23 protein-coding genes are annotated in these 26,988 nt (G+C 38.4%); 10 read left to right on the top strand and 13 right to left on the bottom strand.

Annotation, left to right across the window (positions count from 1 at the left end):
- The first annotated feature begins 53 nt into the window (after positions 1 to 53).
- Positions 54 to 1,685 (top strand): inorganic phosphate transporter, encoded by a 1,632-nt coding sequence (locus AC1PJ9_RS00330; protein WP_311086413.1) that lies wholly within the window; start codon positions 54 to 56, stop codon positions 1,683 to 1,685.
- Positions 1,686 to 1,850: 165 nt separating this feature from the next.
- Entirely contained in the window at positions 1,851 to 3,185 is a 1,335-nt protein-coding gene (locus tag AC1PJ9_RS00325; protein ID WP_311086412.1) for a D-serine ammonia-lyase, read from the top strand.
- Between the two features lie 45 nt (positions 3,186 to 3,230).
- Here the strand turns inward: AC1PJ9_RS00325 and AC1PJ9_RS00320 are convergent, their stop codons facing one another.
- The 5 genes from AC1PJ9_RS00320 to AC1PJ9_RS00300 all read right to left on the bottom strand — a co-directional run bounded on the left by AC1PJ9_RS00320 (position 3,231) and on the right by AC1PJ9_RS00300 (position 9,066).
- Entirely contained in the window at positions 3,231 to 4,778 is a 1,548-nt protein-coding gene (locus AC1PJ9_RS00320) for a hypothetical protein (protein WP_311086411.1), read from the bottom strand.
- A gap of 540 nt (positions 4,779 to 5,318) precedes the next feature.
- Positions 5,319 to 5,483: a hypothetical protein gene (locus tag AC1PJ9_RS00315; protein WP_263613149.1), complete on the bottom strand. Its 165-nt coding sequence runs from the start codon at positions 5,481 to 5,483 to the stop codon at positions 5,319 to 5,321.
- Between the two features lie 115 nt (positions 5,484 to 5,598).
- Entirely contained in the window at positions 5,599 to 6,606 is a 1,008-nt protein-coding gene (locus AC1PJ9_RS00310; protein WP_311086410.1) for an SUMF1/EgtB/PvdO family nonheme iron enzyme, read from the bottom strand.
- Positions 6,603 to 8,279, bottom strand: a complete 1,677-nt coding sequence (locus AC1PJ9_RS00305) for an arylsulfatase (protein ID WP_311086409.1) — start codon at positions 8,277 to 8,279, stop codon at positions 6,603 to 6,605. The genes AC1PJ9_RS00310 and AC1PJ9_RS00305 overlap by 4 nt, the downstream gene beginning before the upstream one ends.
- Positions 8,280 to 8,448: 169 nt before the next feature.
- On the bottom strand, positions 8,449 to 9,066 hold the full coding sequence (locus AC1PJ9_RS00300) for a rhomboid family intramembrane serine protease (RefSeq protein WP_311086408.1): 618 nt from the start codon (positions 9,064 to 9,066) through the stop codon (positions 8,449 to 8,451).
- Between the two features lie 158 nt (positions 9,067 to 9,224).
- Between AC1PJ9_RS00300 and nfuA the strand changes: the two genes are divergently transcribed.
- Positions 9,225 to 9,863 (top strand): Fe-S biogenesis protein NfuA, encoded by a 639-nt coding sequence (gene nfuA / locus AC1PJ9_RS00295; RefSeq protein ID WP_004703125.1) that lies wholly within the window; start codon positions 9,225 to 9,227, stop codon positions 9,861 to 9,863.
- A 164-nt stretch (positions 9,864 to 10,027) separates the two neighbouring features.
- Positions 10,028 to 12,067 carry a ligand-gated channel protein gene (locus AC1PJ9_RS00290; protein WP_311086407.1) on the top strand — a complete coding sequence of 680 codons (2,040 nt, stop codon included), beginning with the start codon at positions 10,028 to 10,030 and terminating at the stop codon, positions 12,065 to 12,067.
- Between the two features lie 22 nt (positions 12,068 to 12,089).
- Here the strand turns inward: AC1PJ9_RS00290 and AC1PJ9_RS00285 are convergent, their stop codons facing one another.
- Positions 12,090 to 13,097: a hypothetical protein gene (locus AC1PJ9_RS00285; protein WP_311086406.1), complete on the bottom strand. Its 1,008-nt coding sequence runs from the start codon at positions 13,095 to 13,097 to the stop codon at positions 12,090 to 12,092.
- 25 nt (positions 13,098 to 13,122) lie between these two features.
- The gene (locus AC1PJ9_RS00280) at positions 13,123 to 14,148 is read right to left on the bottom strand and encodes an alpha/beta fold hydrolase (RefSeq protein WP_311086405.1); all 1,026 of its coding nucleotides are present in this window, start codon (positions 14,146 to 14,148) and stop codon (positions 13,123 to 13,125) included.
- A 284-nt stretch (positions 14,149 to 14,432) separates the two neighbouring features.
- Between AC1PJ9_RS00280 and AC1PJ9_RS00275 the strand changes: the two genes are divergently transcribed.
- Positions 14,433 to 15,047 (top strand): carbonic anhydrase, encoded by a 615-nt coding sequence (locus AC1PJ9_RS00275; RefSeq protein ID WP_003653067.1) that lies wholly within the window; start codon positions 14,433 to 14,435, stop codon positions 15,045 to 15,047.
- 32 nt (positions 15,048 to 15,079) lie between these two features.
- Here AC1PJ9_RS00275 and AC1PJ9_RS00270 read toward each other — a convergent pair whose 3' ends face one another.
- The gene (locus tag AC1PJ9_RS00270) at positions 15,080 to 15,703 is read right to left on the bottom strand and encodes an arylesterase (RefSeq protein ID WP_311086404.1); all 624 of its coding nucleotides are present in this window, start codon (positions 15,701 to 15,703) and stop codon (positions 15,080 to 15,082) included.
- Between the two features lie 44 nt (positions 15,704 to 15,747).
- Between AC1PJ9_RS00270 and AC1PJ9_RS00265 the strand changes: the two genes are divergently transcribed.
- Together AC1PJ9_RS00265 and AC1PJ9_RS00260 are read left to right on the top strand one after the other, a co-directional pair.
- Positions 15,748 to 16,440 (top strand): ABC transporter ATP-binding protein, encoded by a 693-nt coding sequence (locus tag AC1PJ9_RS00265; protein ID WP_263613157.1) that lies wholly within the window; start codon positions 15,748 to 15,750, stop codon positions 16,438 to 16,440.
- Positions 16,441 to 16,443: 3 nt separating this feature from the next.
- Positions 16,444 to 18,903: an ABC transporter permease gene (locus AC1PJ9_RS00260; protein WP_311086403.1), complete on the top strand. Its 2,460-nt coding sequence runs from the start codon at positions 16,444 to 16,446 to the stop codon at positions 18,901 to 18,903.
- 1 nt (position 18,904) lies between these two features.
- Here AC1PJ9_RS00260 and AC1PJ9_RS00255 read toward each other — a convergent pair whose 3' ends face one another.
- A complete protein-coding gene (locus tag AC1PJ9_RS00255) occupies positions 18,905 to 19,714 on the bottom strand; it encodes a rhomboid family intramembrane serine protease (RefSeq protein WP_311086402.1) in 810 nt (269 codons plus the stop codon).
- A 76-nt stretch (positions 19,715 to 19,790) separates the two neighbouring features.
- Between AC1PJ9_RS00255 and mtgA the strand changes: the two genes are divergently transcribed.
- The 3 genes from mtgA to AC1PJ9_RS00240 all read left to right on the top strand — a co-directional run bounded on the left by mtgA (position 19,791) and on the right by AC1PJ9_RS00240 (position 23,479).
- Positions 19,791 to 20,468, top strand: a complete 678-nt coding sequence (gene mtgA / locus AC1PJ9_RS00250; protein ID WP_263613160.1) for a monofunctional biosynthetic peptidoglycan transglycosylase — start codon at positions 19,791 to 19,793, stop codon at positions 20,466 to 20,468.
- 104 nt (positions 20,469 to 20,572) lie between these two features.
- The gene (gene ppk1, locus AC1PJ9_RS00245) at positions 20,573 to 22,651 is read left to right on the top strand and encodes a polyphosphate kinase 1 (RefSeq protein WP_263613161.1); all 2,079 of its coding nucleotides are present in this window, start codon (positions 20,573 to 20,575) and stop codon (positions 22,649 to 22,651) included.
- 237 nt (positions 22,652 to 22,888) lie between these two features.
- Positions 22,889 to 23,479: an SPOR domain-containing protein gene (locus AC1PJ9_RS00240; protein WP_263613162.1), complete on the top strand. Its 591-nt coding sequence runs from the start codon at positions 22,889 to 22,891 to the stop codon at positions 23,477 to 23,479.
- A gap of 28 nt (positions 23,480 to 23,507) precedes the next feature.
- Here AC1PJ9_RS00240 and oxyR read toward each other — a convergent pair whose 3' ends face one another.
- The 4 genes from oxyR to rubA form a co-directional block, all read right to left on the bottom strand.
- Positions 23,508 to 24,416, bottom strand: a complete 909-nt coding sequence (gene oxyR / locus AC1PJ9_RS00235; RefSeq protein ID WP_002054474.1) for a LysR family transcriptional regulator OxyR — start codon at positions 24,414 to 24,416, stop codon at positions 23,508 to 23,510.
- A gap of 6 nt (positions 24,417 to 24,422) precedes the next feature.
- Positions 24,423 to 25,367: an esterase EstB gene (gene estB, locus AC1PJ9_RS00230; protein WP_311086401.1), complete on the bottom strand. Its 945-nt coding sequence runs from the start codon at positions 25,365 to 25,367 to the stop codon at positions 24,423 to 24,425.
- 52 nt (positions 25,368 to 25,419) lie between these two features.
- Positions 25,420 to 26,601 carry a rubredoxin reductase RubB gene (gene rubB / locus AC1PJ9_RS00225; protein ID WP_151687523.1) on the bottom strand — a complete coding sequence of 394 codons (1,182 nt, stop codon included), beginning with the start codon at positions 26,599 to 26,601 and terminating at the stop codon, positions 25,420 to 25,422.
- A 92-nt stretch (positions 26,602 to 26,693) separates the two neighbouring features.
- The gene (rubA, locus tag AC1PJ9_RS00220; protein WP_000760495.1) at positions 26,694 to 26,858 is read right to left on the bottom strand and encodes a rubredoxin RubA; all 165 of its coding nucleotides are present in this window, start codon (positions 26,856 to 26,858) and stop codon (positions 26,694 to 26,696) included.
- Positions 26,859 to 26,988 lie beyond the last annotated feature (130 nt).

Genomic DNA, 26,988 nt, shown 5'->3' with positions numbered 1-26,988 from the left:
GTCATAATTTAATTTAAGAATACAGAGGATTTTATTATCCTCTTACCGTCTGCATGAATTCTAATCTACCCCCTGTTTCGGATTCAAAACTTGCGGCAAACCTGCAAGCAAAATCGACGAATGTACACGTCCCAACACCGAAATTTTTTATGCCGGTGTTTCTGACGATTATTGTTGCAACACTTATTTATATTGGGTTTCAGGTTAGTGCTGATTTAGCGCATGTTCCACCTTTGAGCCTTTATTCAGTTATTCTTTTATCGACTGCACTTTTCATTGCATTGGGCTTTGAATTTGTTAACGGTTTCCATGACACTGCGAATGCAGTAGCAACGGTCATTTATACAAATGCATTGCCTGCACCAGTTGCAGTCATGTGGGCTGGTTTTTGTAATTTCCTTGGGGTAATGGTCGCAAGTGGTGCTGTTGCTTATGGCATTATTGCATTGCTTCCTGTTGAACTTATTATGAATATGGGGAGCGGTGCTGGCTTTGCAATGGTTTTTGCATTGTTAATCGCTGCAATTCTTTGGAACTTGGGTACTTGGTTCTTAGGAATCCCAGCTTCTAGCTCTCACACCTTGATTGGTTCAATCTTGGGTGTGGGTATTATGAATCATCTATTGAGTGCATCGACTGGCGTAACGACCAGTGGTGTAGATATGGATCAGGTGATTAAAGTAGGTAAGGCATTATTATTTTCACCTTTAATTGGTTTTGCTTTTGCAGCAATCTTATTCTTGTTGGTTAAAACTATTTTCAAACGCCAATTAGAATTATTCCAGCCACCTGAAGGTAATAAGCCACCACCAGCAATCATTCGTGCAATTTTAATCTTTACCTGCACAGGTGTAAGTTTTGCACACGGTTCAAATGACGGCCAAAAAGGTATGGGGCTCATCATGCTCATTTTGGTTGGTTTAGTACCATTAGCTTATTCAATTAATAAAAACCTCGATACACAACAGGTTCAATCATTCCACCAGCTTTCTTCTCAAACTGCTGTTTTGTTAAACCATAATCAGCAAGAATTGACTGATGAAAAAGCGCGTGAAGTTTTAACTAAATATATTCAAACTAAGCAACAAACACCTGAAGTTGTACCAGCATTGGCAAGTATGACTGACCATTTAGGTACTCGTGTTTCTAGCTATCGCGACTTAAAAGATATTCCTGAAGCTGCGATTAGTGAAATTCGTAATGACATGTATTTAAGCACAACGACGTTTAAACGTTTGGACAAAGCAGATGCTTTACCAAAAATGGATGATTCACAGAAAAAGCTTGTGAAAGATTATCGTAGTAGCTTGGATTCATTCTTACAGTACATTCCAAACTGGGTGAAAGTTGCAGTTGCATTGGCACTTGGTCTTGGTACTATGGTTGGTTGGAAACGCATTGTGGTGACTGTAGGTGAGCGTATTGGTAAGGACCATATGACTTATGGCCAAGGTATGTCTGCTGAGCTTATTGCAATGAGTACAATTGCAGCAGCAGATGGTTTAGGTATGCCAGTTTCAACTACACATGTTTTAAACAGTGCTGTTGCAGGTACCATGGTTGCAAATAAATCAGGTCTAAACTTTAATACTGTTAAAACAATCTTATCAGCTTGGATATTTACTTTACCTGCGACCATCTGTTTGTCAGGTGGTTTATATTGGTTGTTCTTAAAGTTCATTTAAGTTGTCTGTTTAAATCTAAAAAGCCACTATTATTAGTGGCTTTTTTATTGGCATATTTAAAAAAAAAAGATCGCTTTTTTCAGATAAATTCAGTAAAGAGTTAATGATGATTGCGAACACTTAGTGCTAAGTGATTGGCTCAAAAAATTGATGAAAGGATATAGGATGAAAACGGTTCAACTTGATCAGCTAAAACAACAATTACCACTCATTCAAACATTACAAGATTACCAAGAAACATTTTGGTTCAATCCAAACCGTTATCCTTTAAACGATGCTCTCGCGAAAGTAGGACTGACCGAGCAAGATGTAAAAGATGCCGAGGCTAGGCTAGAACGTTTTGCACCTTACTTGGCAAAAGTATTTCCGGAAACTCAAGCACAACATGGAAAAATTGAATCCGCGTTAGTAGAAATTGCAGATATGCAGCAAGCCCTATCTGTAACAAAACAACAGGAGCTTACGGGAAAGCTTTGGCTTAAAAAAGATAGTCATTTACCTATTTCAGGTTCAATCAAGGCACGTGGTGGTATTTATGAAGTTCTGGCTCATGCTGAAAAATTAGCAATTAAGGCTGGGCTTCTTAAGTTAGAAGATGATTACAGTAAACTTGACCAAGATGCATTTCGAACATTTTTTTCCAAATATCAAATAGCGGTAGGCTCTACAGGTAATCTTGGTTTATCTATTGGTATTATGAGTGCGAAGCTCGGGTTTAGAGTGTCCGTGCATATGTCTGCCGACGCAAGACAATGGAAGAAAGATAAATTACGCTCACTAGGGGTCAATGTCGTGGAATACGCCAGTGATTATGGCGTTGCTGTAGAGCAGGGACGAAAAGCCGCAGAACAAGATCCAAATTGCTTTTTTATTGATGATGAAAATTCAACAACATTATTCTTAGGTTATGCAGTAGCAGGAATACGCTTAAAACAACAGTGTGAGCAAAAACAGATTAAAGTCGATGCAGAACACCCATTATTTGTTTATTTACCTTGTGGCGTAGGTGGTGGCCCTGGTGGTGTAAGCTTTGGATTAAAACTCGCTTTTGGTGAGCATGTACATTGTATATTTGCAGAACCGACTCATTCTCCGTGTATGTTGCTAGGTGTTTATACAGGTCTGCATGATCAGATTTCCGTAAATGACATTGGTTTAGATAACATCACTGCGGCAGATGGGTTAGCTGTTGGTCGTGCTTCTGGTTTCGTAGGGCGTGCTATGGAGCAGTTAATTGATGGCTATTACACGATTCATGATGAATGTTTATATGAGCTCATTGCGCTTTTAAAACAAACTGAAAATATTCAAGTTGAACCCTCAGCTGCGGCAGGCATGATGGGGCCATATTATGTGCAAACTACTCCTGATTATTTAGCTTTGCATCAATTGTCAGCAGAGAAATTAAAGCAGGCAACACATGTGATCTGGGCGACTGGTGGTGGTATGGTGCCACCAGATGAAATGCAAAAATATTTAAATCATAGTCAAAACAAATAACTGAAGCTAAAAAAGCCCAATTCTAAAATTGGGCTTTTAATTTCATTATTTTTTAGAAGATTTCCTAAATGGAAGTTTTTCGGTTGCAAAACCATAAATTGCAGCAAAAGGAAGGGCAGTACGGGCTAAATAAGCCACACGCCATAGTCCACCATGATTTGCTCCTTCCATCATCAACTCAAGAGGGTGATCCAATACGGTTTCAGGGTTCGCCACAGAAGATTCATTTCTTAAATCATGAATCCATAGCGCCGCCATAATCGCATTGGTAGTTTCTGGGTTAAATGCTTCTACATCAAACAGTTCGGCACCATTAAAAGCAGCTTTAAGTAGCGGATTTTTAGTCACCGAGTGAGTTGTGGTAGAAGGGGCAATATTAATACTTACACGTTGGCCTTGATGACGGGCAAGTGTTGCACGCCATTGTTGAATACGTTTTGCCAAAGCATAGTTTGGCCCTTGTTCAACCACTAAACAGTCTGCAATACCATAAGTTTTACCATTTTCGCTGGTAACCAAATCTTGATAAGGCGCTTGGAAAAAACGTTTGAGCGAAAGAGCAGAAACTCCTTTTGCAGCCATTTTTTGTAGTTGTGAACGAGATTTAAATTTCTCTTGAGCAGCATCTGCAACTTCTTTGGGTACTGCGTAGACATCGGTTGGGGTGCACATAAACATTAAGCTGGTATCAGGTTTATGTTCACTCACATATTGCATAATGCTGTCCATTGCCATTGAGACACGGACATGCTTTTCTCCATCTAAATAAGCAATAGCAGCCAAATCTAACTTTTGTGGAAATTGAACTAACCACTGTGCAATTTCTGGTATTTGAGTTAGTAAATTGGCGCCTAATTTATCTCTTAATTCTGAAGCTTTTGCTGATGAGTCAACTGATTCAATCGTAGGTGCAATAAGGGTCGCATTTCCTTGCTGAATTGTATGTAAAATTTTGCCCCAAACTCTTGGGTTCGGTAGATCTACTGCAACAATATTCGCTTTCCACTTTGCTAACCAAGGTAAGGGGCCAGCTTCTGATGCTGCACCAAACAAGACCATAGTGCGGTCAGATAAATCAAACCATTCAGGGTGGGCAACAGCTTCACGTAATGCTTTGGCGTGGCTAGGCTCAATAATGCCTGCACTTTCCCATTTTTGGATTTGATCGAGTAAGCTTTGTCCGCTCAGTTTTTTACCTTTATACGGCACATACCATTCTGGTGCAGCTTCACTTTCGCCTTTAAACCTTACTGTATTTAAAGGTTTAGAAGAGGAAATATGCAGAGCATCTTTTAAAAGATAGTGTTTACCATCGCGGAAATAGTCAAAGAGATGATGAGCCTTATGTAAACCCTGTTTTGCAATGGTAATCGGATTGTTGTTATTAGAGAGTCCATGCTGAACAAGTGATTTAAAGTATGTTGGATAATTTTTCCGCCAGTTTTTTTCAGTCAAAATCTGTTGAGCAGTTTTATTATCTACAATAGATAAAGCTTCTGACAAAATCTCTTGGCCTGTGCGAGAAGTACTTTGCTTTTTGGTTGAAGCGTGTATCGGAAACTGTAGACCTTCATCTGGACTCTGGCTGGACATAAAATATCTCACTTGTACGATAGCATTAATATACAGGTGTATACATTATCTATGCCAATTAAAAGAAACGAGTGGCAATAACTGACAAAATGAAAATTAAATTATTTTTGTGATAGAGGTGGTTTGAGTGATTTTTTATGATAATTCGATCTCATTTTTACCTCAATTTTTTTCACATTTTTAGAACATTTTTATAGACTTACGTTACATAAATGATTATTTTGTATAGAGCGAAATCATCAGATTTAAGCTGAAGATAAAATGTTCAAAATGTATCAATAAAAAAGATACGATGATGAGTAAAAACTAGACTTTTTTATTAAACGATAAGACAAGTCAAACGGAATAAGAAAGAATTGGGGTGAAACTAGATGAAAGACAACGTAAGATTGTCTTTTAAAAATCTTGGGGATATGGTGATTTTTTTACACCATAATTTTCTAGTTTCGCCCCATCTAATTTTGGGTGAAACCCTTCACATGAGCTGTAAGTCATCTTGCTAAAGGGCAAGTTTAATTCGATTACAGTCTATCTAAACCTTTAGCAACGGCCTTTCTTAGCTTGTCCTGGTGGGCAAAAATCACCTGGATGATTGTGATAAGGCGAATCTGGATCGACCACAACACTGCCAGCTGGGGTATAAACCGCACAAGCAGATAGTGATAGTGTGAAAATTGCTGCTGCACAAACTAGTAATGCTTTCATATTGTTCTCACTTTTTATCATTCTCCCTTTTACTATCTACTATAAAAATTATTAGATCGTTTTTCGATCTACTTTTGGTTAAGAAATATCAATACTACAAAATAGTTTTAACTTGTTAAGGTGTACGTAAAATTGTTCGAAAACCAACGTGGGTAGCGGCTAAATCAAAATCTTGAGGATAATGGCTACTATTACGATAACGTGAACAGTAATTTTCAGCACACAAAAAGGAACCTCCTTTAATGACATATTGAGTACTGCTCATTTCTTTTTGTCTTAAATCAGAATAATTACCCATATGTTGATCATGCGCGCCTTGGTAGGGAGAGGATGTCCATTCCCAAACATTTCCAATCATATCGAATAGCTTAAAGCCATTGGGTTTAAAGCAGCCGACAGGAGCAACACTCGTAAAATGATCTTGATTCAAATTTTCAAAAGGGAATGCACCTTGCCAGTAATTGGCTTGGGGATGCTGATGTTCATCGGTAGGTGCTTGGTGTAAAGGCGTGTCAGTTTGTGAGTTAGCTTTAGCGGCGTATTCCCATTCAAGTTCAGTGGGTAAATCGCGTCCTAGCCAAACTGCATAATGCTCAGCATCATTTTTTGTTACGTAGCGTACAGGTTCATGAGAGTTGGGAAGTGCACCATTCTTGCCGTTTGGTGTTTTCCATGTATATCCAGATTTAAGTTGCCACCAATGCTGTGGATGATGTGGGTCTGGAGAAAAAACAGCAGCCTGCTTTTGTTTTTCAGCATCGGTAATATAACCCGTGGCTTTTACAAAACTTGAGAATTGAGCAACGGTAACTTCAGTTTGATCAATCCAGAAACCTTTAACTTCCCGTTGTTTCTTTCCAAAATTAAGTTCATCAGGATAAGCTTTTTCAGAGCCAAAATTAAAATGTCCATCTGGAATGAACACCATTCCGGCAGTTGTATTTTTAAGCCAACCTGCAGGAAGGCCTGTATAGCTTTTACACTGTTCAATAGAACCCAAAGCAGCCGATGGGTTGGCTTGCTTTGGTAAAACTGTTTTCGTGTCAGAGTTATGTTCAGACTTACTACAGCCTGTGATGAACAGCAGGCTGATTGTAGTGCTTAGAACCAGTTTCAATTTCATTTGGCGTTATATTCCTGTACGCCATTTTGTTCAGTGTATTTTTGATAAACCGAGAGCAACTCTTGTACTTTTGCTGGGTAAAGCTGTGCAACATTGTGATTTTCACCACGGTCAGTGGCAATGTTATAGAGTTCCCAAGTATTCGTACCTAATTCAGGACGACCTTGAAGCGCAATTTTCCATTCGCCTTGTTTCGCATATTTACTGCCATGGAGTTCATCGGCAAAACTGAAATTTGCTGGACGGATGGTTTGTGATTTATTTTCAAGTACAGACTTCCAAGAATAACCGCTTGGCGTATTAATGGTTCGGCCTTTATATTGCCCTTGAGGTACTGGAATATGAGCATAATCTAATAACGTTGGAAAAACGTCGAGTACAGATGCAAAGCTATGATTGGTTTCTTCAGCTTTCTTTTGGTTTGGTAATTTCACAATGGCAGGTGCTGTGGTTGCGCCTTCCCCAGCGGTATCTTTCCATAAATGGAAAGGTGCTGCACTGACCTCGGCCCAACGTGGTCCAATATAGTGGTATGAAGTAGGGGTACCAACGTTTGCTACAGAGTTATCAAAACCAGATTCACTGCCATATCCACCGCGAATAAAACCTTCTGCACCATTGTCAGAAACAAAGAAAATTAAAGTATTTTCATAAAGATTATTTTGTTTTAGGTATTGGATAATTCGACCTACGTTGGCATCAAGATTTTCTACCATACCTGCATAGATTTCCATTTTACGGGCTTCAAGTGCTTTCTGCTCAGCTGTTAACTCATCCCATTTTCCATATTTTTGTGGTGCATTTTGCGTCGCAATTGGTTCTGCAGCCTCAAAGTTTGCCGGAATAATTCCAAGTTGTTTTTGGCGTGCTATACGTGCTTTGCGAATGGCATCGTAGCCAACATCATAAACGCCACGATATTTGTCACGGTGTTCAGCAGGAGCCTGTATAGGCCAGTGAGGTGCGGTATAGGCAGCATAAGCAAAGAATGGCTTACCGCTATTTTTGCCTGATTCTAAGTAGCTCAGCAATTTGTCGGTAAAATAGTTGGTCGAGAAGAAGTCATCAGGTAATGCTGAAACAGGAATAATTTGTCCATCTTCGGTATAGGTCGAGTTCCGTTTAAAGGCACTTGGAGCCTGCTTAAAGTGATGGTCTAAACCTTGCAATAAGGTAAATGAATGATCAAAACCTTTAGCATGTGCATTGGTTTCAGGGGTTAAGCCTAAATGCCACTTACCACTAATATATGTCCGATAACCATTGTCTTTGAGTACTTGAGCAATTGATAAAGAGCGTTCATTTAAATAGCCTTCATAACCCGGCTGTCCTTTTAAACGGTCAGGGGTAAGCTCTGCCATAGCACCTATACCTGCTAGATGATGGTCAGTCCCTGAAATGAGTTGCGAGCGAGTAGGGGAGCAAGTGGGTGCAGTATGATAGTCCGTTAAAAGTCGGCCTTCTTTTGCCAAACTATCAATATTAGGTGTATGAATTTCACCACCAAAGGCTCCTAAATCTGAATAGCCTAAGTCATCAGCCATAATGAATAAAATATTGGGCTGCTTTGGTGTACTGGCTGCAGTTTCTTGTGAGTTGTTATCGTTACAGCCAGCTAAAGATAAGCTAAATAAAGCAATGGAAAGACTAGATAAAAGAGCTTTGTACTTCATTGTATCATCTGAATTATTAAAAGAATTGTGCTTGAGTTTAATCAGATGGTTTTTGCTATCCAAACAAGGAATTGATCAAAGAAAATCAGAAAAATGTCTGAGAATTTATGCTGATAAATAAATGAGAAAAAAAGAAAAGCCCATATTGGGCCTTTCAAAAATATTAAGTTTAAAACGGCAAGCGGGTAAGTTGATCCAAGAAATGTGGAATCACTCTTGGTTCAATCAAAATCGTTACTACTACACCATAAGCTGCACCCCATAAATGGGCACTATGGTTAATATGAGTATTGCCACGTTTACCAGCCCAAATACTATAAGCTACATATAAAACCGCAAAAATAATGGCTGGTACTGGAATAAAAAATACAAAAATCAGCTTCCATGGCTGAAACAGGATATAGGCAAACAGAACAGCAGATACAGCTCCTGAAGCTCCAAGACTTGCCCAATTTGCATCATTTTTATGTTGTAAATAGCTTGGTAAAATCGCAAAAATTAACCCGCCCAAATAGAACAACACAAAACCCATGTCGTAGAAATATTGGCGATAAAAACTTTCAATGATGCTGCCAAAGAAGAACAGGGTAATCATATTGAAAAGTAAATGTGTTCCATCGGCATGAATAAAACCATGGGTGATGAAACGATCAAATTGTCCACGTTGCATTGCAGGCGGCCAGAAGATCAGGCGGTTCATAACGTTGTGATTGCTAAAAGCAAGTAAAGAGACGACGACCGTAATAATAATAAGGGTAATGGTATGGTTAAACGGCAAATGCAACATAAGAAATATTTAAAAAATGATCAATACTAAGGTCAATAATGCCATTAAAAATACAACTTGAAACCCTGTTGTGTATAAATCCGACAAATTTAGTTGATTTTTTTTAAATCCCCCTCATCTTCGGTTAATATAAAGGCATCAGCTTGAGGAATATTGTTATGTCGACTGAGAACACCAACACTGCTGTTGCAGAAGAAATTCCGAACCTTTTGATTACACCATCTGCACAAGAGTATTTGCACGAATTATTGGCGAAGCAAAATACTCCGGGAATTGGCGTTCGAATTTTTGTTGAACATCCGGGTACACCACGTGCAGAGTGCTGTATGGCATATAGCGCACCAGAAGAAGTGGTACCAACGGATTATAAACAGGACTATCCTGATTTTCCTGCATACATTGATGCACCGTCTATTCCATATCTTTTAGACGCTGTAATTGATTACAACAAAGACCGTTTTGGTGGTCAGTTAACCTTCCGTGCACCAAACTCTAAAGTGCCACGCGTAGGACCAGATGCTTCAATTGAAGAACGTATTACTTACATTCTTCAAGCAGAAATTAACCCAGGTCTTGCAGGGCATGGCGGTAATTGTAGCTTAGTAGAAGTGCAAGATGACCCAGAACATGGTTTAACTGCTGTATTGAAATTCGGTGGTGGTTGCCAAGGTTGTTCTGCAATTGATGTGACTTTAAAACAAGGCGTAGAAACAACCTTGAAAGAAAACATTCCTGAGCTTCAACGTGTGGTTGACCAAACAGACCATACGCAAGCAGAAGGCGCTTACTTCAAATAATAAGATTATTTGAAAAGTGAAATAAAAAAGCCTCTTCCTGAGGTTTTTTTATTTTTATCAATTGAAAATAATTATCAATATTATTTATTTTATTATTTAAATTTGTTACATTTGTTTAAGTAAAACTTAATATTTATTCATAATTTAATCTGTTGGAGCAGGATATGACTAAGCGTATTTTCCAATCTGTACTATCAATTTCGGTACTTACAGGAATGTTTCCTGCGGCTTATGCCGCTGAAAGTGAAAATATTTTAGTTGATTCTTCCAGAAAAAATAAAAAAGATAGTGAGGTTGCACAATTAGAAAAAATAGTCGTGACAGCAAGTGGTTTTGAACAAAATATAAAAAAAGCAGCCGCTTCTATTTCTGTTTTAACTCAAGATGAAATTAATAAAAAAGCATATCGTGATGTCACTGATGCACTTAAAGATGTGCCTGGTGTCGTGGTTACAGGGGGCGGAAGTTCATCTGATATCAGTATTCGTGGAATGGGAAGTGCCTATACCGTTATTATGGTCGATGGTAAGAAAGTAAACACACGTTCTGTACGACCAAATAGTGATAATTCAGGTATTGAACAAGGTTGGTTACCGGGAATCGAAAGTATCGAACGTATTGAAGTTATTCGTGGCCCAATGTCTGGACTCTACGGTTCAGATGCGATGGGTGGTGTAATTAATATCATTACTAAAAAAGTTGCAGATGTTTGGAGTAGCTCGGTTAAGTTGGATACTACCATCCAAGAAAACAATAAATCTGGAAATCTTTACCAAGCTAATACTTATGTTTCAGGGCCATTAATTAAGAATTTACTTGGGTTAAAAGCCAACGGCACATTTTCACAAAGAGATGAAGATGAAATTATTGGTGGTTATAGCAAACAAAAAATCCGTGCTGGTGGGGCTACTTTAAGTCTGACTCCGAATGACCAACATACCATTGAACTTGAATATCAGCGTTCTATTCAAAATCGTAATGCTACAGTTGGAAAATCAGTTTCGCCTATTCAAACTGGACGTAATCCACCAGTGGATTCAATAACGGATTATTATCGTACCGAATATAGTGTGACCCATCGTGGTGACATTGGTCCTGTGAAAACCCATTCTTATATTCAACGCGAAGAAAACAAGAATCCTTCGAGAAACATGGAGGCTGTAAATACTACTTTTAATACGCTTAACCAGATCACACTCGCAAATCATGCACTGAGCGTTGGGGGCAGTTATTTAAAAGAAGAATTAGATGATTTAGGAAACCAGTTAAAAGTGGGCGGGTCACAACCTGTTTCTAATTTAGATCGTTATAGCTGGGCATTATTTGCAGAAGATGCATGGAATATTATTGATCCTTTTACTTTAACAATGTCACTGCGTATGGATCAGGACGAAAAATTTGGAGATCATTTCACTCCTAAAGTTTACGGTGTGTGGACTTTAAATGATAACTGGATCATTAAAGGCGGTGTATCAACAGGCTATAAAACACCTGCATTACGAGCGACAGTAGCAGAATGGGGACAAGCTACGGGAGGAGGACGTTCGGCAGGGGTAATTGTTGGTAATCCAAATCTAAAACCAGAAAAAAGTACCAACTATGAGCTGTCATTTTCTTGGGATAATTTAGATAACTTGAATGCTGGCCTAACGCTTTTTAATAGCGAATTTAAGGATAAAATTACAGAAGTTAGAACCTGTTCAGGTGATGCAGGTACCTATAATTGTGATTGGTTGGGTACAAAGTTTGATTTTGTCAGTCAACGTACGAATGTAGATAAAGCCAGTATGAAAGGGGTTGAAGCGACGTTTGGTTGGCTCATTTCACCTGACTTAAAGTTGAATGCTAATTATACCTATACCGATACAGAGCAAAAGAGTGGGGAGTTTAAAGGCCAACCTTTAAATGAAATGCCGGAACACATGTTTAATACCACTTTGGATTGGCAAGTGAATGATTTGGTGGGCATGTGGAGCCGCTTGAATTTCCGTAGTAAAACTTCTGAATATTTAAGCCGAACTTCAATGGCTGAAGGAAAACCTGCTTATGGGTTGGTTGATATTGGTATGAACTATAAACCGACTGATAAAATCCAAGTTGCAGCAGGTATTTATAACTTATTTGATAAAGATATTGATGTAGCAACTTACAATTATGTTTTAGACGGACGCCGTTATAATTTAGGGATTATTTATAAATTTTAAATAGTTAAACAACAAAGGCGCTTTAAGCGCCTTTTTTGTTTAGAATTTCTAATGTTTTTTCAGAATAATAAAACTTTTCTAAGTAAACACGGGCACGGCGTCTTAAATGTCCTGTTGTAATTAACTGCTGTAATACAGGCACAAGTAACTTGGTCAGCTCATGTTGTACTAAACCTTCATCAATATTGAGGTCACGAAGTAACAAGTCAAAACTACGCTCCTGATTACGTACATACCAAGTATAGATACCATCATGTACTTGCTGTTTTAGATAATCAGTTTGACGAATGTGGTCCCAGATTTCATGCCCTAAACCAACCGTTTTTGATAAGTCTTGAGTTTCTACATAATTTTTTAAAACAGAAAGTGGCATAGTTTTAACTTTATGCCAAACATTTGCCTGAAAATGGTAGAGCTTATCATTGTCAAAATGTTGGTTTAAAACACGCTCACTCATTTGGCTGAGTTTTAAAATATTCTTTTGCAAATAATGATTAATCGTATCGTCCAGATTTGAATCGGTTACTGTTTCTAAAACAGATTTCCCCATTTTCATAAAACGACCTACACCGGGCACACGTTTTGACATCGATTCATCTAAATAATCATGCATTGTTTGCTGAATCAGTTGCGTGAGCAGGGCCGAAAAAGCAGGGTTATTCACAATCGTTTTAATCAGTTTTTTACGGTGCTGTTCCTTACTTGCAACGTATTGTGCAATTCGGTCAATCGTTAGAACAGGAATAACATCTTCAACAGTTGCGGTTTCATTTGCAGGATGAATCAATGCAAAGCGAATATGCTCAGCAATTTGTTCAATCAGGAAATCAGAAGCAGGCGTATCTAAAATCTGCTTTTGAATGAGCTGTTGAATTTGTTCAAAAGTCCACAGATGTTGTAATTGCCGACTCCCCAACCAATGATAAAATTGCTCAAACTCTTGCTGGATCACCTGAGTCTGAGCAAATTGCTCATCTAAAAAATCTAGATGAGCTTCAATAAGTTTTTCAATAAGTGGTTGGGTAGACATAAGGTCTCACAAGTCCGAAGTTTTATTAAGGTGTGGTCGTTTTTGACGACTGATTTGTTTCTACTTTAAGTAAAAACGGTAGATATTGTTGCATAACCAACTGTTCAGCTTCCAATATTGGCATATGGCCTACGTTTTCTAAAATAACTGGAGGCTGTGCGTTTTTCAAAAGTCGTTTTAGTTCACTCGCCACTTCAACATTAATAATCTTATCTTGTTTGCCCCATAAAATGAGTGTGGGTGCATCAATGGTTTTGGTGAGTACTGCAAATGAGTCTGGAGTATAGACTTTATTGAGTGCAATGAGTTGGTCGACCAATTTTTGAGTTTGTGGTGCCTGATTAATCATCAGTTTTTCTTGAGCTTGTAAGAACTCTTTAGGAATAAACGGAGGATTAAACATGGTTTGTTTTAATAAATAATTAAAGTCACCTTTTTTAGAGACTAAAAGTTGTTTTAAGTAGGCTGGGTCTTTTAGATAAATTGTATTGGCAGAACGGAAAATACCGCCGCTATCAACTAAAAATAGACTTTTGGTTTCAAATGGATACTGTCCAGCATAGAGTAGGGCAATAGAACCACCAAGTGAGTGCCCAGCAATATGGATAGGTCCTTTCAAATTTTCAGCTTCAACAAAACGGCGTAATTTTTCAGCAAGGTTCGGAACAGAATAGTCAAAGTCTTGAGCAACAATAGTTTCGCCGCTACCTGGTAAGTCTGGAATAATGACGTGGTAATTCGTAGTTAAGTAATGCGCCATGCGATTCCAATTGTCACGACTGCCACCTAAACCATGAATAAGTAATAAGGTTGGTTTTGTGGTCGAACCACCTTCACTATATGACCAAGTGATATCACCTACTTTTAATTTTTTGCTTTGAAGGCCCGCCCAGCTACGTTCTTGTTGTAAGACTGTTTGATACGTTACATCAATATTGTCGATTGCCTGTGCTTGAGAAATGCTCATAACCGACCATAAGCTACAAGCTAATGTCAGTGCAGTAGCAGTTTTTTTCATAGAGGCTTTAATTGATGCAGACAGCCTGGTCATAGATTTCATCCTTGAAGCTTAAGCGAGTTTGAAAAATTATTGAAAAACTTTGCCAATGAGTCATTTGCCAAACGTTTGGAATGAAGAAAATTATAGTCAATCTAGGAACTAAAGTATGTCTATTTTTTCACTAAACAGTAGGGAAGGGACAGTAAGTTTCACATTTAAGTAAAGGAAGTATTTTTAAAATTTTTCATGAAAAAGGATTTATTTTTTGTCAGTGACATTCAAATTTTGACACATTAAAATGATTTCCAACCTTGAAAAAACAATGGAAATATAAAATGCCTACTGCGCAAGAAGTTTTAGATCGTCTGAAAGCCGGTAATCAACGATTTGTAAATGGAAATACTTCCCTTGCAAAAACCTTATCGCATCACGAACGTGCTGAAATGGCAAAGGATCAAAATCCGTTTGCGATTGTATTAGGCTGTTCTGATTCTCGTGTACCAGCAGAAATGGTATTCGATCAAGGTCTTGGTGACTTATTCGTAATTCGCGTTGCTGGTAATGTAGTTGCACCTTCACAAGTTGGTAGTGTTGAGTTCGCTGCAGAGCGCTATGACTGTCCAGTTGTAGTTGTATTAGGACATAGTCATTGTGGCGCGATTCAAGCGACTATTGATACATTAATGAACCCTGATCAACCACCATCGTCTAACTTAATGTCGATTGTGAACCGTGTTCGTCCATCTGTTGAAATTTTAATGCAAACTGACTTAAAAAATGATTTGAAAAAATTATCATGTCATGCAGTACGTTCAAATGTTTTTGCTTCGGTAAATCAGTTACGTCATGGTTCAAGTGTGCTTGAAAGCTTGATTGCAAAAGGTGAATTGATTGTTGTTGGTGCAGAATATTCATTAGAAACTGGTGAAGTTACTTTTTTTGACTTCTGATCAGTCTAAAAAGATTTAAAATTAAAAGGTGCCTATAGGGCACCTTTTATGTATGGATAAGCTAAATTAAATAGTTTCGATTGTGCTTGAGCATTTGGATGAATCAAGTCATTTTGCATAAGCTGTTTTTGACCAGCGACTCCATCAAGGAAAAATGGTAGTAATTTCACCTGATATTTTTGACTTACAATTTTGTAGCTGTTTTCGAAAGCTTTGCTGTAAGCGGTCCCATAATTTGGCGGAATCTTCATACCAAAAAGAATAACCTGCGCTTTTTGTTTTTGGCTTAACTGGACGAGCTGAGACAGATTTTGTTGAATCATTTGTGGCGGTTGTCCACGCAAGCCATCATTCCCACCTAACTCAATAACAACAACCTCGGGTTTATAAGTTTGTAAAAGTTTAGGTAATCTTGCCAAAGCCCCACTTGTGGTTTCACCACTCATACTTGCATTGACCACTTTATGTTGTTTGGGATACTGTTGGTCTAAACGTTTTTGTAGTAATTGTACCCAACCTTGTTTGGGGTCTATTCCATAACCGGCACTAATACTATCTCCTAAAATTAAAATAGTTTTGGCCGAGACGAGCATAGGCAACATGCTCAATGAAATGAGCAAGAGACTTTTAGAACTAAACAAATAAGATTTATACATTTGTGTTTCGACCCGAATACTCAATATATAGGACTGTCCACATCATGCCACAACCTATCATTGCTGCCCATCAAGTTACACAAACTATTCAGATTAACCAAAATCAGTTTACGATTTTAAAAAATATTGATTTAGAAATTTATGAAGGGGAGCAGGTAGCAATTACGGGACGTTCTGGCTCAGGTAAATCAACATTATTGGGTATTTTAGCGACTTTAGACCAGCCGTCTGAAGGTGAGGTGTGGTTATGTGGACAGGCAGTTCATGAGTTAACAGAAGAGCAGCGCGCTCAAATTCGAATGCAGCATATCGGTTTTGTATTTCAGTCTTTCCAACTTTTACCGCAGTTAAGTGCACTTGAAAACGTAATGTTACCGCTTCGGTTGCGTAAAGATTTTGATTATAAAGTTGCTGAACAAAAAGCCTTAGATTGGTTGCATCGAGTAGGCTTAAGCCGACAGGCAGAGCAAACCCCTAAAGTCTTATCTGGAGGAGAGCAGCAACGTGTGGCAATTGCTCGGGCTCTCATTGCCGAACCACAAATCATTTTTGCCGATGAACCGACTGGAAACCTCGATGGACAAACAGCTCAAGAAATTGAAACTCTACTTTTTGATTTAAATAAAGAGCTCGGTACAACGCTTATTTTGGTCACACATGACCGTAACTTGGCAGCGCTTTGTCAACGTCATGTTGAGTTAGATGATGGTCGACTAAAGACGGTACAGGGTGGTTGAATTATGCGCAATCTTCTCAAACCACTTCTACTACAAAGCTTTCGTACCGGAGGGTTATATTTACTCATTATTGCGCTTTCACTTGCCATTAGCGCAACAACAGCTCTCAAGTTCAGTAATGATCAGGTTAAAAATGCGGTTAGCCTACAAGCATCACAAATGTTAGCAGCTGATTTAGTTCTTTCGAATAATGAACCTCTAGACACTAAATGGCAAAAAAGGGCGGAACAGATTGGATTAAAGCAGACTCATGTGACTATGTTTAGTTCTATGGCACATACTCAAGACCAGTTTGTTATGGTCAATGTCAAAGCAATAGAACCTACGTTCCCATTAAGAGGAAAGCTTGAGATTGCACCTAGTACACAGGGTATTCAACCAGGCCAAGTGTGGTTAAGTCAAAGGGCTGCCGATTTACTTAAAGTTAAACTAGGCGATATGTTATCTATTGCAGATGCCGAATTTCGTTTTAGTGGTGTCATTGTACGAGATTCAAATCAAGAGTTAGGTTTTTCTGGTTTTTCGCCTACCGTTATTATTCATCAAGCCGATATTGCTAAAACGCATGCAATACAAACTGGCAGTAGAATCGATTATCGATTGTTAATGTCTGGTCAACCTGAACAGGTTCAGAACTTTAGTAAGCAATTTAAACAGCAACATAAACCCGTAAATGATCAGGAAGAACCTGCAGGTTTACGTTTACGCGATGCCAGTGAATCAAATAGTAGATTATTACGTCCGTTAGAAAACTTAGATACCTTCTTACAACTTGCCAATATTTTAACGATTTTATTATGTGGCATTGCCATCGCGTTAACGAGTCAGCGTTATGTTCAGCAAAACCAAGATCATATTGCTTTAATACGTTGTTTAGGTGCCAGCAAATTCCAAATTTTATGGGCCTATATCGGGCTACTTTGTGTAGTCAGTGCAATTTCGATTGTGATCGGTAGCCTACTCGGAATAATGATGGGCTATGGCTTGCTTGAGCTTATGTTACAACTGATACCACAACTAGAGTTAAGTTTTTCCGCGGTCGGTTTTTTAATTGGCCCCTTACCAATTGCCATTTTTACGAGTGTGATTGTGCTACTCGGATTTATTTTGCCAAGCATTTGGGAGTTGTTAAATACACCTCCAATTCGGGTCATTCGAGAGCAGGCAAAATCTCGAAAATCGTTATTCTTTATGTTCTTTGCTGGTATTACCAGTCTTGTTATTTTTAGCTTAGTTTTAAGTGAAAATTTAATGCTCAGCATTTGGGTATTAACAGCGATTATTCTACTTTGCATTTTACTTTACACCGTTGTCTGGCTATTGCTTCGTGCTTTAAAAAAGATGAAAACCCGTTTGTCTTTTTATATTCGTTCACCATCGCAAAGTGCCTTACAAATTACAGCACTGGCTTTGGGTTTAAGCCTCATTACCGTGTTAAGTGTATTAAGAACAGATTTATTAGAGCGTTGGCAACAGCAATTACCAGAGGGAACACCAAACCAGTTTGTTTATGGCCTACCTCCATTCGATTTAAAAGCTTTTGAGCAACAGTTAAAGCAAAATGGTTGGCAAAGTACACCGTTATACCCAAACATTCGTGGGCGTTTACTTGCCAAGAATGATGTGCCTTTTTCAGAAGAAGCTATAAAGCAAAATAATTCTTTACGTCGTGAATTAAATTTAACTCAGTCGAGTGCTTTACCAAATGACAATGCCATTACAAAAGGTCAATCTGGGTTCAACGCTGTAGGCCAAGTTTCAGTAGAGGCAAAAACTGCTGAAAGTCTAGGTATTCAGATTGGGGATAAGCTGACTTTTAGCATGCCAGACGGTACTTTGCAGGCAAAAGTTGTGAATTTTAGAAGTGTTGAATGGGAAAGTTTTAGTCCAAATTTCTTCTTTATTTTTTCACCAAAAACTTTAGATGAAAATGCGGGTAGCTACTTGGGTAGCTTTTATGTGCCTAAACAAGATCAGCCTAAAATGATTAATATTATTCAGCAATTTTCAAATACAGTTTTTATTGATGTTGACCGTATTTTGGATGAAGTAAAGCGTTTAATGAATGTATTAGTCAAAATCGTGACTGTACTTGCGGCTTTAGTTGGCTTTTCTGGAATACTCGTTTTAATTGCTTGTCTAAACCTGTTAATGGATGAGCGCCGTCGAGAGGTTGCTTTATTACGTTCATTTGGTTTGTCTAAAAATAAAATGAAGCAGATGCTCAGTTTAGAAATTGGATTTTTAGGGCTATTAGCAGGCATTGTTGCCTGCTGTTTTGCCGAAGTAATTAGTGCAATAGCAAGTTATAAAATGAACATGGCTCTACAGTGGCATATTGAAATATGGTTGATTTTACCTCTTGCCATGATGCTCATTTGCGCTCTTATTGGTCGTTATCGACTAGGATATCTTTGTAATTTGCCGCCATTACAAAGTTTACGGGAACTAAACCAGATTTAAGTTAGGGTAGTATTTCTGGGTTCTGAATTAAAACCTCATGCCAAAGCGGAAGTAATGGTGAGTTGAGCTGATTACAGTAAATATAGAAGCCGACAGTTATTAAAAGGCCTCCCACCAACCCTAAAAATTTTAGGAGGCTTCTAAATTGAGTGCGATAGCTTAAATACCAAATCAGTGCGAGTAATGCACCCATAATCATGCCACCAACATGTGCAGCATTATTAATACCTGTGGCAACCAAACCGAATATAAGGTTAATCGCCATAATCATTAATAATGCTTTTTTATCAAGTATGTAGGCTTGATGCGGTAAGGGTGGAAATAAAGAAATAACAGTTAAAGCTGCACCTAGTCCCATCACGGCACCCGAAGCACCAGCACTGACATGAGGGAGCAAGCTTTGGTCAAAATGTTGTAGTAATTCATGTCCATTTTGAATATTGATATAACTACTTAAAAGGCTGCCAAACAGACCAGCAAGCAAATACAGACCAATAAAATATAAACGACCAAATAAAGCTTCAGCGACATTACCGAAAATATATAAGGCCCACATGTTAAGCATAAGGTGAATAATACCAAAGTGAAAAAACATGCTGGTAAATAAACGTTCTGGCTGTCCAGAGAAAGTAAGTGGTGTAAAATCTGCTCCCCAGTGAAGAGCATCTTTTATGGCTGGGTCACTAATGTCGACCCCAGATATAATTTGCCAGATGAACAAACCTACATTGATTGAGATCAGTAGGGCGGTCAGCCACCAAGCTTGTACATTGAGTTTACGATTAATGTGCGGAGGCTGAGTTTGAGTCATGCTATGCTTTTGTTATATATGAACATGCTTTACAGCTTAACATGAAAAAAGTTGAATACAGGAGATCAAGACGAACATGAAAGCTTTTATTGTTCGCGTGTTGTTAATTTTTATTGGGGCAATTCTCTTAATTCAGCTTTGGATCTTCTCAAGTTTGGTTTGGTGGCGTACACATGAAGTTGATACCACCATGTTTATGCGAATTGATTATTGGTCAGATACATCTCGACCAATCATTCATGAATGGCTCGACTATGACGATATTAGCGATAATTTCAAACATGCGATTTTAGCTGGTGAAGATGCAAAATTTATTCATCATCATGGCTTTGATTGGCAAGGTATTCGTTTTGCCCTTGAGCGTAACAATGAAGAGGGTGAAGTTGTTGCGGGTGGTTCTACCGTGTCTCAACAGCTTGCAAAGAATTTGTTCTTATATAATAAGCGTTCATTTATTCGTAAAGGCCAAGAAACAGTAGCGACATGGATGATGGAGCGCATGTGGTCAAAACGCCGAATTCTTGAGGTCTATATGAACTCGGTTGAATTTGGCAAACATTTATATGGTGTTGAAGCAGCTTCTCAATATTATTATGGTAAAAGTGCTAAAAGCTTAACGCGTGAACAAGCTGCTTTTTTAGCCGCGTTATTGCCTGATCCAAAATATTATCAAGATCACCGTAATGATCATAAACTACAATATCGAAAACGCGTTATTTTACGTTATATGAATAGCACCCAGATTCCTGAATAACTCTGTCTTAAAGATGTGTTATTTTTTTAGTTTTTATCAAATTGACATAAATTTGCAGCATACTATTTTGCAGAGATTTTGGTTGGAAAGAGATTAAGTTAGACATGAATACAGCGATTACAGCAACGACCCCAACAGAATATAGTTATAACGACCGTTATATTAATCGTGAATTGTCTATTCTTGACTTTCATTTGCGTGTACTGGAACAGGCAGTCGACCCTTTACATCCATTACTTGAGCGAATGAATTTCTTGCTCATTTTTTCGCGTAATTTAGATGAGTTTTTTGAAATTCGTGTGGCAGGAGTTATGGAGCAATATGCTCTAGGCAATGAAAGTCGAAGTCCTGATGGTTTAACACCAAGACAGGTCTTACAAAAAATCTCTGAGACTGCTCATGCGGCAATTGAACGCCAATATCGCATTTTAAATGAAGAAATCTTACCTAAACTCCGTGAAGAAGATATTTGCTTCTTGCGTCGTGGCGAATTAACACCAGCTCAATCGGCTTGGGTTAAAAAATATTTTCAAGAACAAGTTGCACCTGTTTTAACACCAATTAGTCTAGATCCAGCTCACCCATTCCCACGTTTAGTCAATAAAAGTCTGAACTTTATTGTGACTTTAGAAGGTAAAGATGCATTTGGTCGTCAAATTGATTTAGCTGTTGTACCAGCACCGCGTTCATTACCACGTGTTGTACGATTACCAGATGAGTTAACAGGTGGTAAAGAACATCACGTCATGCTATCTGCAATTATTCATGAACATGTATCAGATTTGTTCCCCGGCATGACTGCAACTGGATGTTATCAATTCCGTGTAACTCGTAATGCCGATTTGGCGCTCAATGAAGACGTTGAAGATTTAGCTAAAGCTTTAAAAGGTGAATTAAGTTCACGCCGATTTGGTCGTGCAGTTCGTTTGGAAGTAACTCATAACTGTCCACAACATATTTATGAATATCTGCTTGAAGAATTCGACTTAAACGAAGAACAACTATATAAAGTTGATGGTCCTGTAAACTTGGCTCGTTTGGTTTCAAACTTTAAACGTCCTCATTTGCGTTATGACTCGCATACGCCAGTCGTACCGAAAGTGTTTAAAAAGACCGAGAGTATTTTCTCTGCCATGCAAAAGCAGGATATTTTGCTTCATCATCCATTTGAATCTTTTGCGCCAGTTATTCAGTTACTCCGCGAAGCAGCACGTGATCCACAAGTACTTGCAATTAAACAAACGCTTTACCGTAGTGGTGTTGATTCGGAAATTGTACAAGTCTTGGCTGAAGCTGCACGTAACGGTAAAGAAGTAACGGCAGTTATTGAATTACGTGCCCGTTTTGATGAAGAATCAAACATTGAAGTGGCGAATGTACTTCAAGAAGCAGGGGCGGTAGTCGTTTACGGTATCGTGGGTTATAAAACCCATGCCAAAATGATTATGGTGGTACGCCGTGAAAATAATAAATTGGTACGTTATGTTCATTTAGGTACAGGTAACTACCATGCGATGAATGCCCGTATTTATACCGATTATGGTCTTATGACGACCGATAAAGACTTATGTGAAGACGTACATCGTATCTTCCAAGAGTTAACAGGTATGGGCAAAATGGCAAAACTGAAAAAGTTGCTCCATGCACCTTTTACTTTGCATGCTCAGCTCATCAACTTTATTGATGAAGAAATTGCAAATGCAAAGGCTGGTCGTAAAGCCCAAATTATTGTGAAAGTGAATGCTTTAACAGAAGTTCAATTAATCAATAAATTGTATGAAGCTTCTCAAGCAGGGGTGCAGGTAGATCTCATTATTCGTTCTATTTGCTGCTTACGTCCGGGATTGCCAAATTTATCGGAAAATATTCGAGTACGTTCAATCGTAGGGCGCTTCCTTGAGCATACACGTGTTTATTACTTTAGTAATAATGGTGATGCACGTATTTACTGTTCAAGTGCAGACTGGATGGATCGTAACCTATTTAATCGTGTTGAAGCATGCTTCCCAATAGAAGATCCTGCATTGAAAAAACGAATTTATCAGCAAGGTCTTCTTAATTATTTGCAAGACAATCAGCAAGCTTGGTTATTGCAAGGTGATGGTACTTGGGTCCGTGCTCAACCTGCTGAAGGTGAAAAACTACATAATGCTCAAAGAGAATTATTAGAAACATTTAAATAAAACTTAATATTAAAAAGCCGGCATTATGTCGGCTTTTTAATTGTTTGAAATTCATAGTAATTTAATCTGAATTCTTAAATGGTTGCAGGATATACGATAATAGTTTGAAACACCGCAATATGTTTTAAAAATATGTGATTCTTTACATAAAACATTGAATTTTAAAAATATACAAATTATGTGAAATCTACTTTAATACGCTGCATTAAATATACTTAACTTTGGTAAGTGAATAATATGCAATGCTTTATTAAAAGTTTATTTATTAGAATATTTTTAGGGGTAATGCCAGTGACTGCGTATGCAGATCAAAAGTGCTATGGAGATATTATTGTATTTCATAAATATGATGATCAAATGATATATCCCTACTTTATACAACCTTCAAAGGAAAAAAATAAGAAAAATGAAACACAAACAAAGGTAGTAACGGTCCAGAAAAGAAAACCTACTCAAGATGAACTGGTAGCACAAAAGAAAGTTGAAGATACTCAATCAAAAAAAATAGAAGAAAAGAAAAATCTTGAGAATAAAAAACAGCTTGATGCAGCAGTAGCTAAAGAAATTTTAGAAAATGGCGAAAAAAAATGGATGGTACAGGTTGCGTTGGCACCTAATCAAAATAAAGCAAATATGATCCAGTCTCAATTGCAGGCGAAAGGATATAAGATTGTGACTAGCCCAACCACAAAAGGCATACGGGTTATGGTAGACCCCGCCAATGATTTTGCGATTGCACAAATTATTCGAGAAAAAATAATTTCAGATGAGAGTTTGGATCTGAAATCGGCTTGGGTCTTTAAATGGGCATCTTTAACAGCACAGTAAAAGAAAAAGGAGTCCGAAGACTCCTTTTTTATTCATGTAAATTTGTTGTGATTTTCTGCATGATTTGCAGGAGTACATCAAACTCGCTTTGTAATGGCGTACTTTTACGTGTAACGAGCGCTAGTGTACGACTTGGTGCATCTTCAATTGGTTTTGCAGTAATCTGATCATTAAACTTGATCATACTGTTTTCAATTGCGATTTCTGGTAAAAGCGTAAAACCTAAATTAGAAGAAACCATTTCGACTAATGTTGGTAATGAACTTGCTTTTAAGCGGTTATCGTTTTTACGTTCACCAATTGGACAAGCACTTAATACATGGTCACGTAAACAGTGGCCTTCTTCAAGCAAAATAAGACGTGACAAATCAAGGTCATCGAGAGAGTTTGCTTGAAGTGCATTTGTATCTTGCTTACTACAAACAAGATATAAATTTTCTTTTGAAATTTCAGCTACTTTTAGACTTCTTGTGTCAAAAGGTAGGGCAAGGACGATCATGTCCAAATTACCGTGTTCTAAGCGCTCTACAATTTTCTCACTTTGAGCTTCATGTAAATGCAACTGAATCTTTGGTAATTGTTGATGCACTTCATCAAGTAACCGTGTCAGGATAAAAGGTGCAATGGTTGGAATAACACCCAAATGAAGATCACCAGTTAATGGTTCACTCATTTCACGGCTTAAACGCATTAAATCCTGAGCATCTGCTAGCAATACACGGGCTCTAGCAACGACTTGTTCACCTAATGGTGTTAAGCGCACATTCTGACGGTCACGCTCAACCAGAACGCCACCTAATAGCCTTTCCAGCTCCATGATACCGCCCGATAAAGTCGATTGGGTAACAAAAGAGCGGCGTGCTGCTTCAGTAAAATGCAAAGTTTCCGACAACGTAACTAAATATGATAGCTGTCTTAGTGAGGGTAATGCAGCCATAGTGTCCTAGTATGATGATTTAAAATGATGCGCAAATAAACCGCTAAGCTGTGGAATAAAATGGGCAGGGATATCATGCCCCATTCCATCAATTAATTCAAACTTAGCACCGGAAATTGCTTTTGCTACAGCCTTACCGTGGCTTGGTGGAAGTAAGCGGTCACGAGAGCCATGTAAGACTATGGTGGGTTGCTTAATTTCACGGTCCAGTTGCAGTAAGGAACCTGTACATAATATTGCTAAAAACTGTTGAAGTACACCAGCAGGATAATAGCTACGTTGATAAAGTTTTCGTGCAGTTTGAACGGCTTCAATATGATTAATATAACCAGGAGAACCAATCAATTGGAATAATTTTAAGCTGTGGTTAACAATCCCTTCTTCATCACGTGATTCGGGTTTGCCAATCAAACTTAAAAGTTGTTTAGGAAACGGGGGTGGTAAAAAGGGTTGGTTGTTACTGGTAAACATCAAACCTAATTTTTCTACTTTTTCCGGATATTTTGCAGCAAGTATCTGGGCAATCATACCACCCATTGATGCACCGACCACATGTGCTTTATTTACACCTAAACGGTCGAGAAGCATCGATACGTCGTCTGCCATATCATACAATGTATAAGGTGCACCCTGATTTTTTAGCCCTAAGGCAAAGCGACCCATCAATTTCATGGTATTTAAACGTTTACCCTGATGACGAACTTTTGAAGAAAGGCCAATATCACGGTTATCAAAACGAATAACACGAAAACCTTGATCAATGAGCGATTTACAGAAAAAGTCCGGCCAAAATAGCATTTGGGCACCTAAGCCCATAATTAGCAAAATGGTTGGATGTTCTGCTTTTCCACCTACTTCTACATGCAATTCAATACCATTGCCTAAGTTGACTTTGGTTTCTTGCATAAAAGGAGTGTAGGGTGAAATACTAAATTGTAAGGCGCTATTCATGTTATGCATTCCTTGAAGGAATACTCTTGAGCGAGTATTCCCAGTTTAAACCTTATGCTTGGGCAGGAATAAGATCTGGAACAAGCTTAGTTAACGTTAAACGTTGCTTGCCTGCTGTTGCACCTAACAATACGAAACCACGCAATGTTCCTTCATTGTCAATTGCTTTGGCAAGCATACCATCGTCGAATTCTTCAGTTTCCCAATTTACATCGACATCAACCGGTGCCGGTAAAACTGTAAGTGGTGCAGCCGGGGTTTTTACCGCAACTGGCATTGCAGGGTAATGTACATTTGTTTGTTGGCCGCTTAATGTTTTTGCTAGAGCACGCGCTTGTTGCATAATTGGCATTACATAAGGAAGCAGGGTACCATTCACTTCTGCACAGTCACCAATCGCATAAATATCTGCTTGATTCGTTTCAAGCAAGCTATTAGTAATTACACCACGGCTGGTTTGAATATTTGCGCTTTGAGCAAGAGAAATATTTGGTTGTAGACCAATCGCTGAAAGCACGATATCAGCAACTAAAGTTTGACCATTTGCTAATGTAACGGCGTAATCTTCACCATTATTGATCTTACTTACTTTTTCAACGGTTGTACCTAATGCAAATTTAACCCCAGCTTCTTCAAGATTTTCTTGGAAAGCTGAAGCAATGTGTGACGGTAACAAACGGCCTAATGGTTGAGGTGCTAAATCAATTACCGTTACATCATATTCACTATGAAGTAAGTCATTGGCAAATTCACAACCAATCAAACCAGCACCCAAAATCACAACACGTTTATCTTTGCGCTGAGCAAGGTTTTCGCGGAAGGTACGATAATCAATCAGTGAGTTCACTACATGAATGTCATCACTGCCATCACCTGCAATTGCAAGACGAATCGGGTTAGCACCAACGGCTAAAATCAGTTTTGAATAGGGTTGATTTGAAGTTACCCCATCTTTCTCTAGAACAAGCTCATGACGCTCAGCTAAAATTTCTTTCACCCATGTAAAAGGTTCAATACGCATATTGAGCTGTGCACTCATTTTTGCAGCATCACCTAACGGAATTTGTTCCGGAGCCTTTTTACCTGCAAAAGCGTTAGATAACGTTGGTTTTGCATAGTTCACCGCATCATCCGCACAAATCATCACAAGTTCTTGCTCTGGGTTAAGCTTACGGAACTCACGTGCTAAGGTATAACCCGCCATGCCTGATCCGATAATGACGATTGGATGCATTTTTTTCTCCAGAATTAGAATTGTTCATTTAATACGGTGATTGGTGATATATAAAAAAGACCATGTCAATCATGGCCTTTTAGGTTAAGACATTAGATTTCGATCATTTCAAAGTCAGCTTTTGAAACGCCACAATCAGGGCAAGTCCAATCATCAGGGATATCTTCCCATTTTGTTCCAGCTGCAATGCCGTCTTGTGGCCAACCTTCTGCTTCATCGTAAATCCATCCACAAACGATACATTGATATTTTTTCATGAGACTCTCCGCACTGATAAGTTTGCTCAAAGCTGCCTTTCAGTAAAACTATTCCATCTATTAATAATGTAACTACGATCCGTTCAATAATAACTAATGTAGCTTTGATCGGGTATCAAATTTTTACGCA

Source organism: Acinetobacter sp. 70_2, from assembly GCF_056736115.1.
The sequence above is the reverse complement of the archived record's forward strand: the minus strand, read 5'-3'. Positions and strand labels throughout refer to the sequence as shown.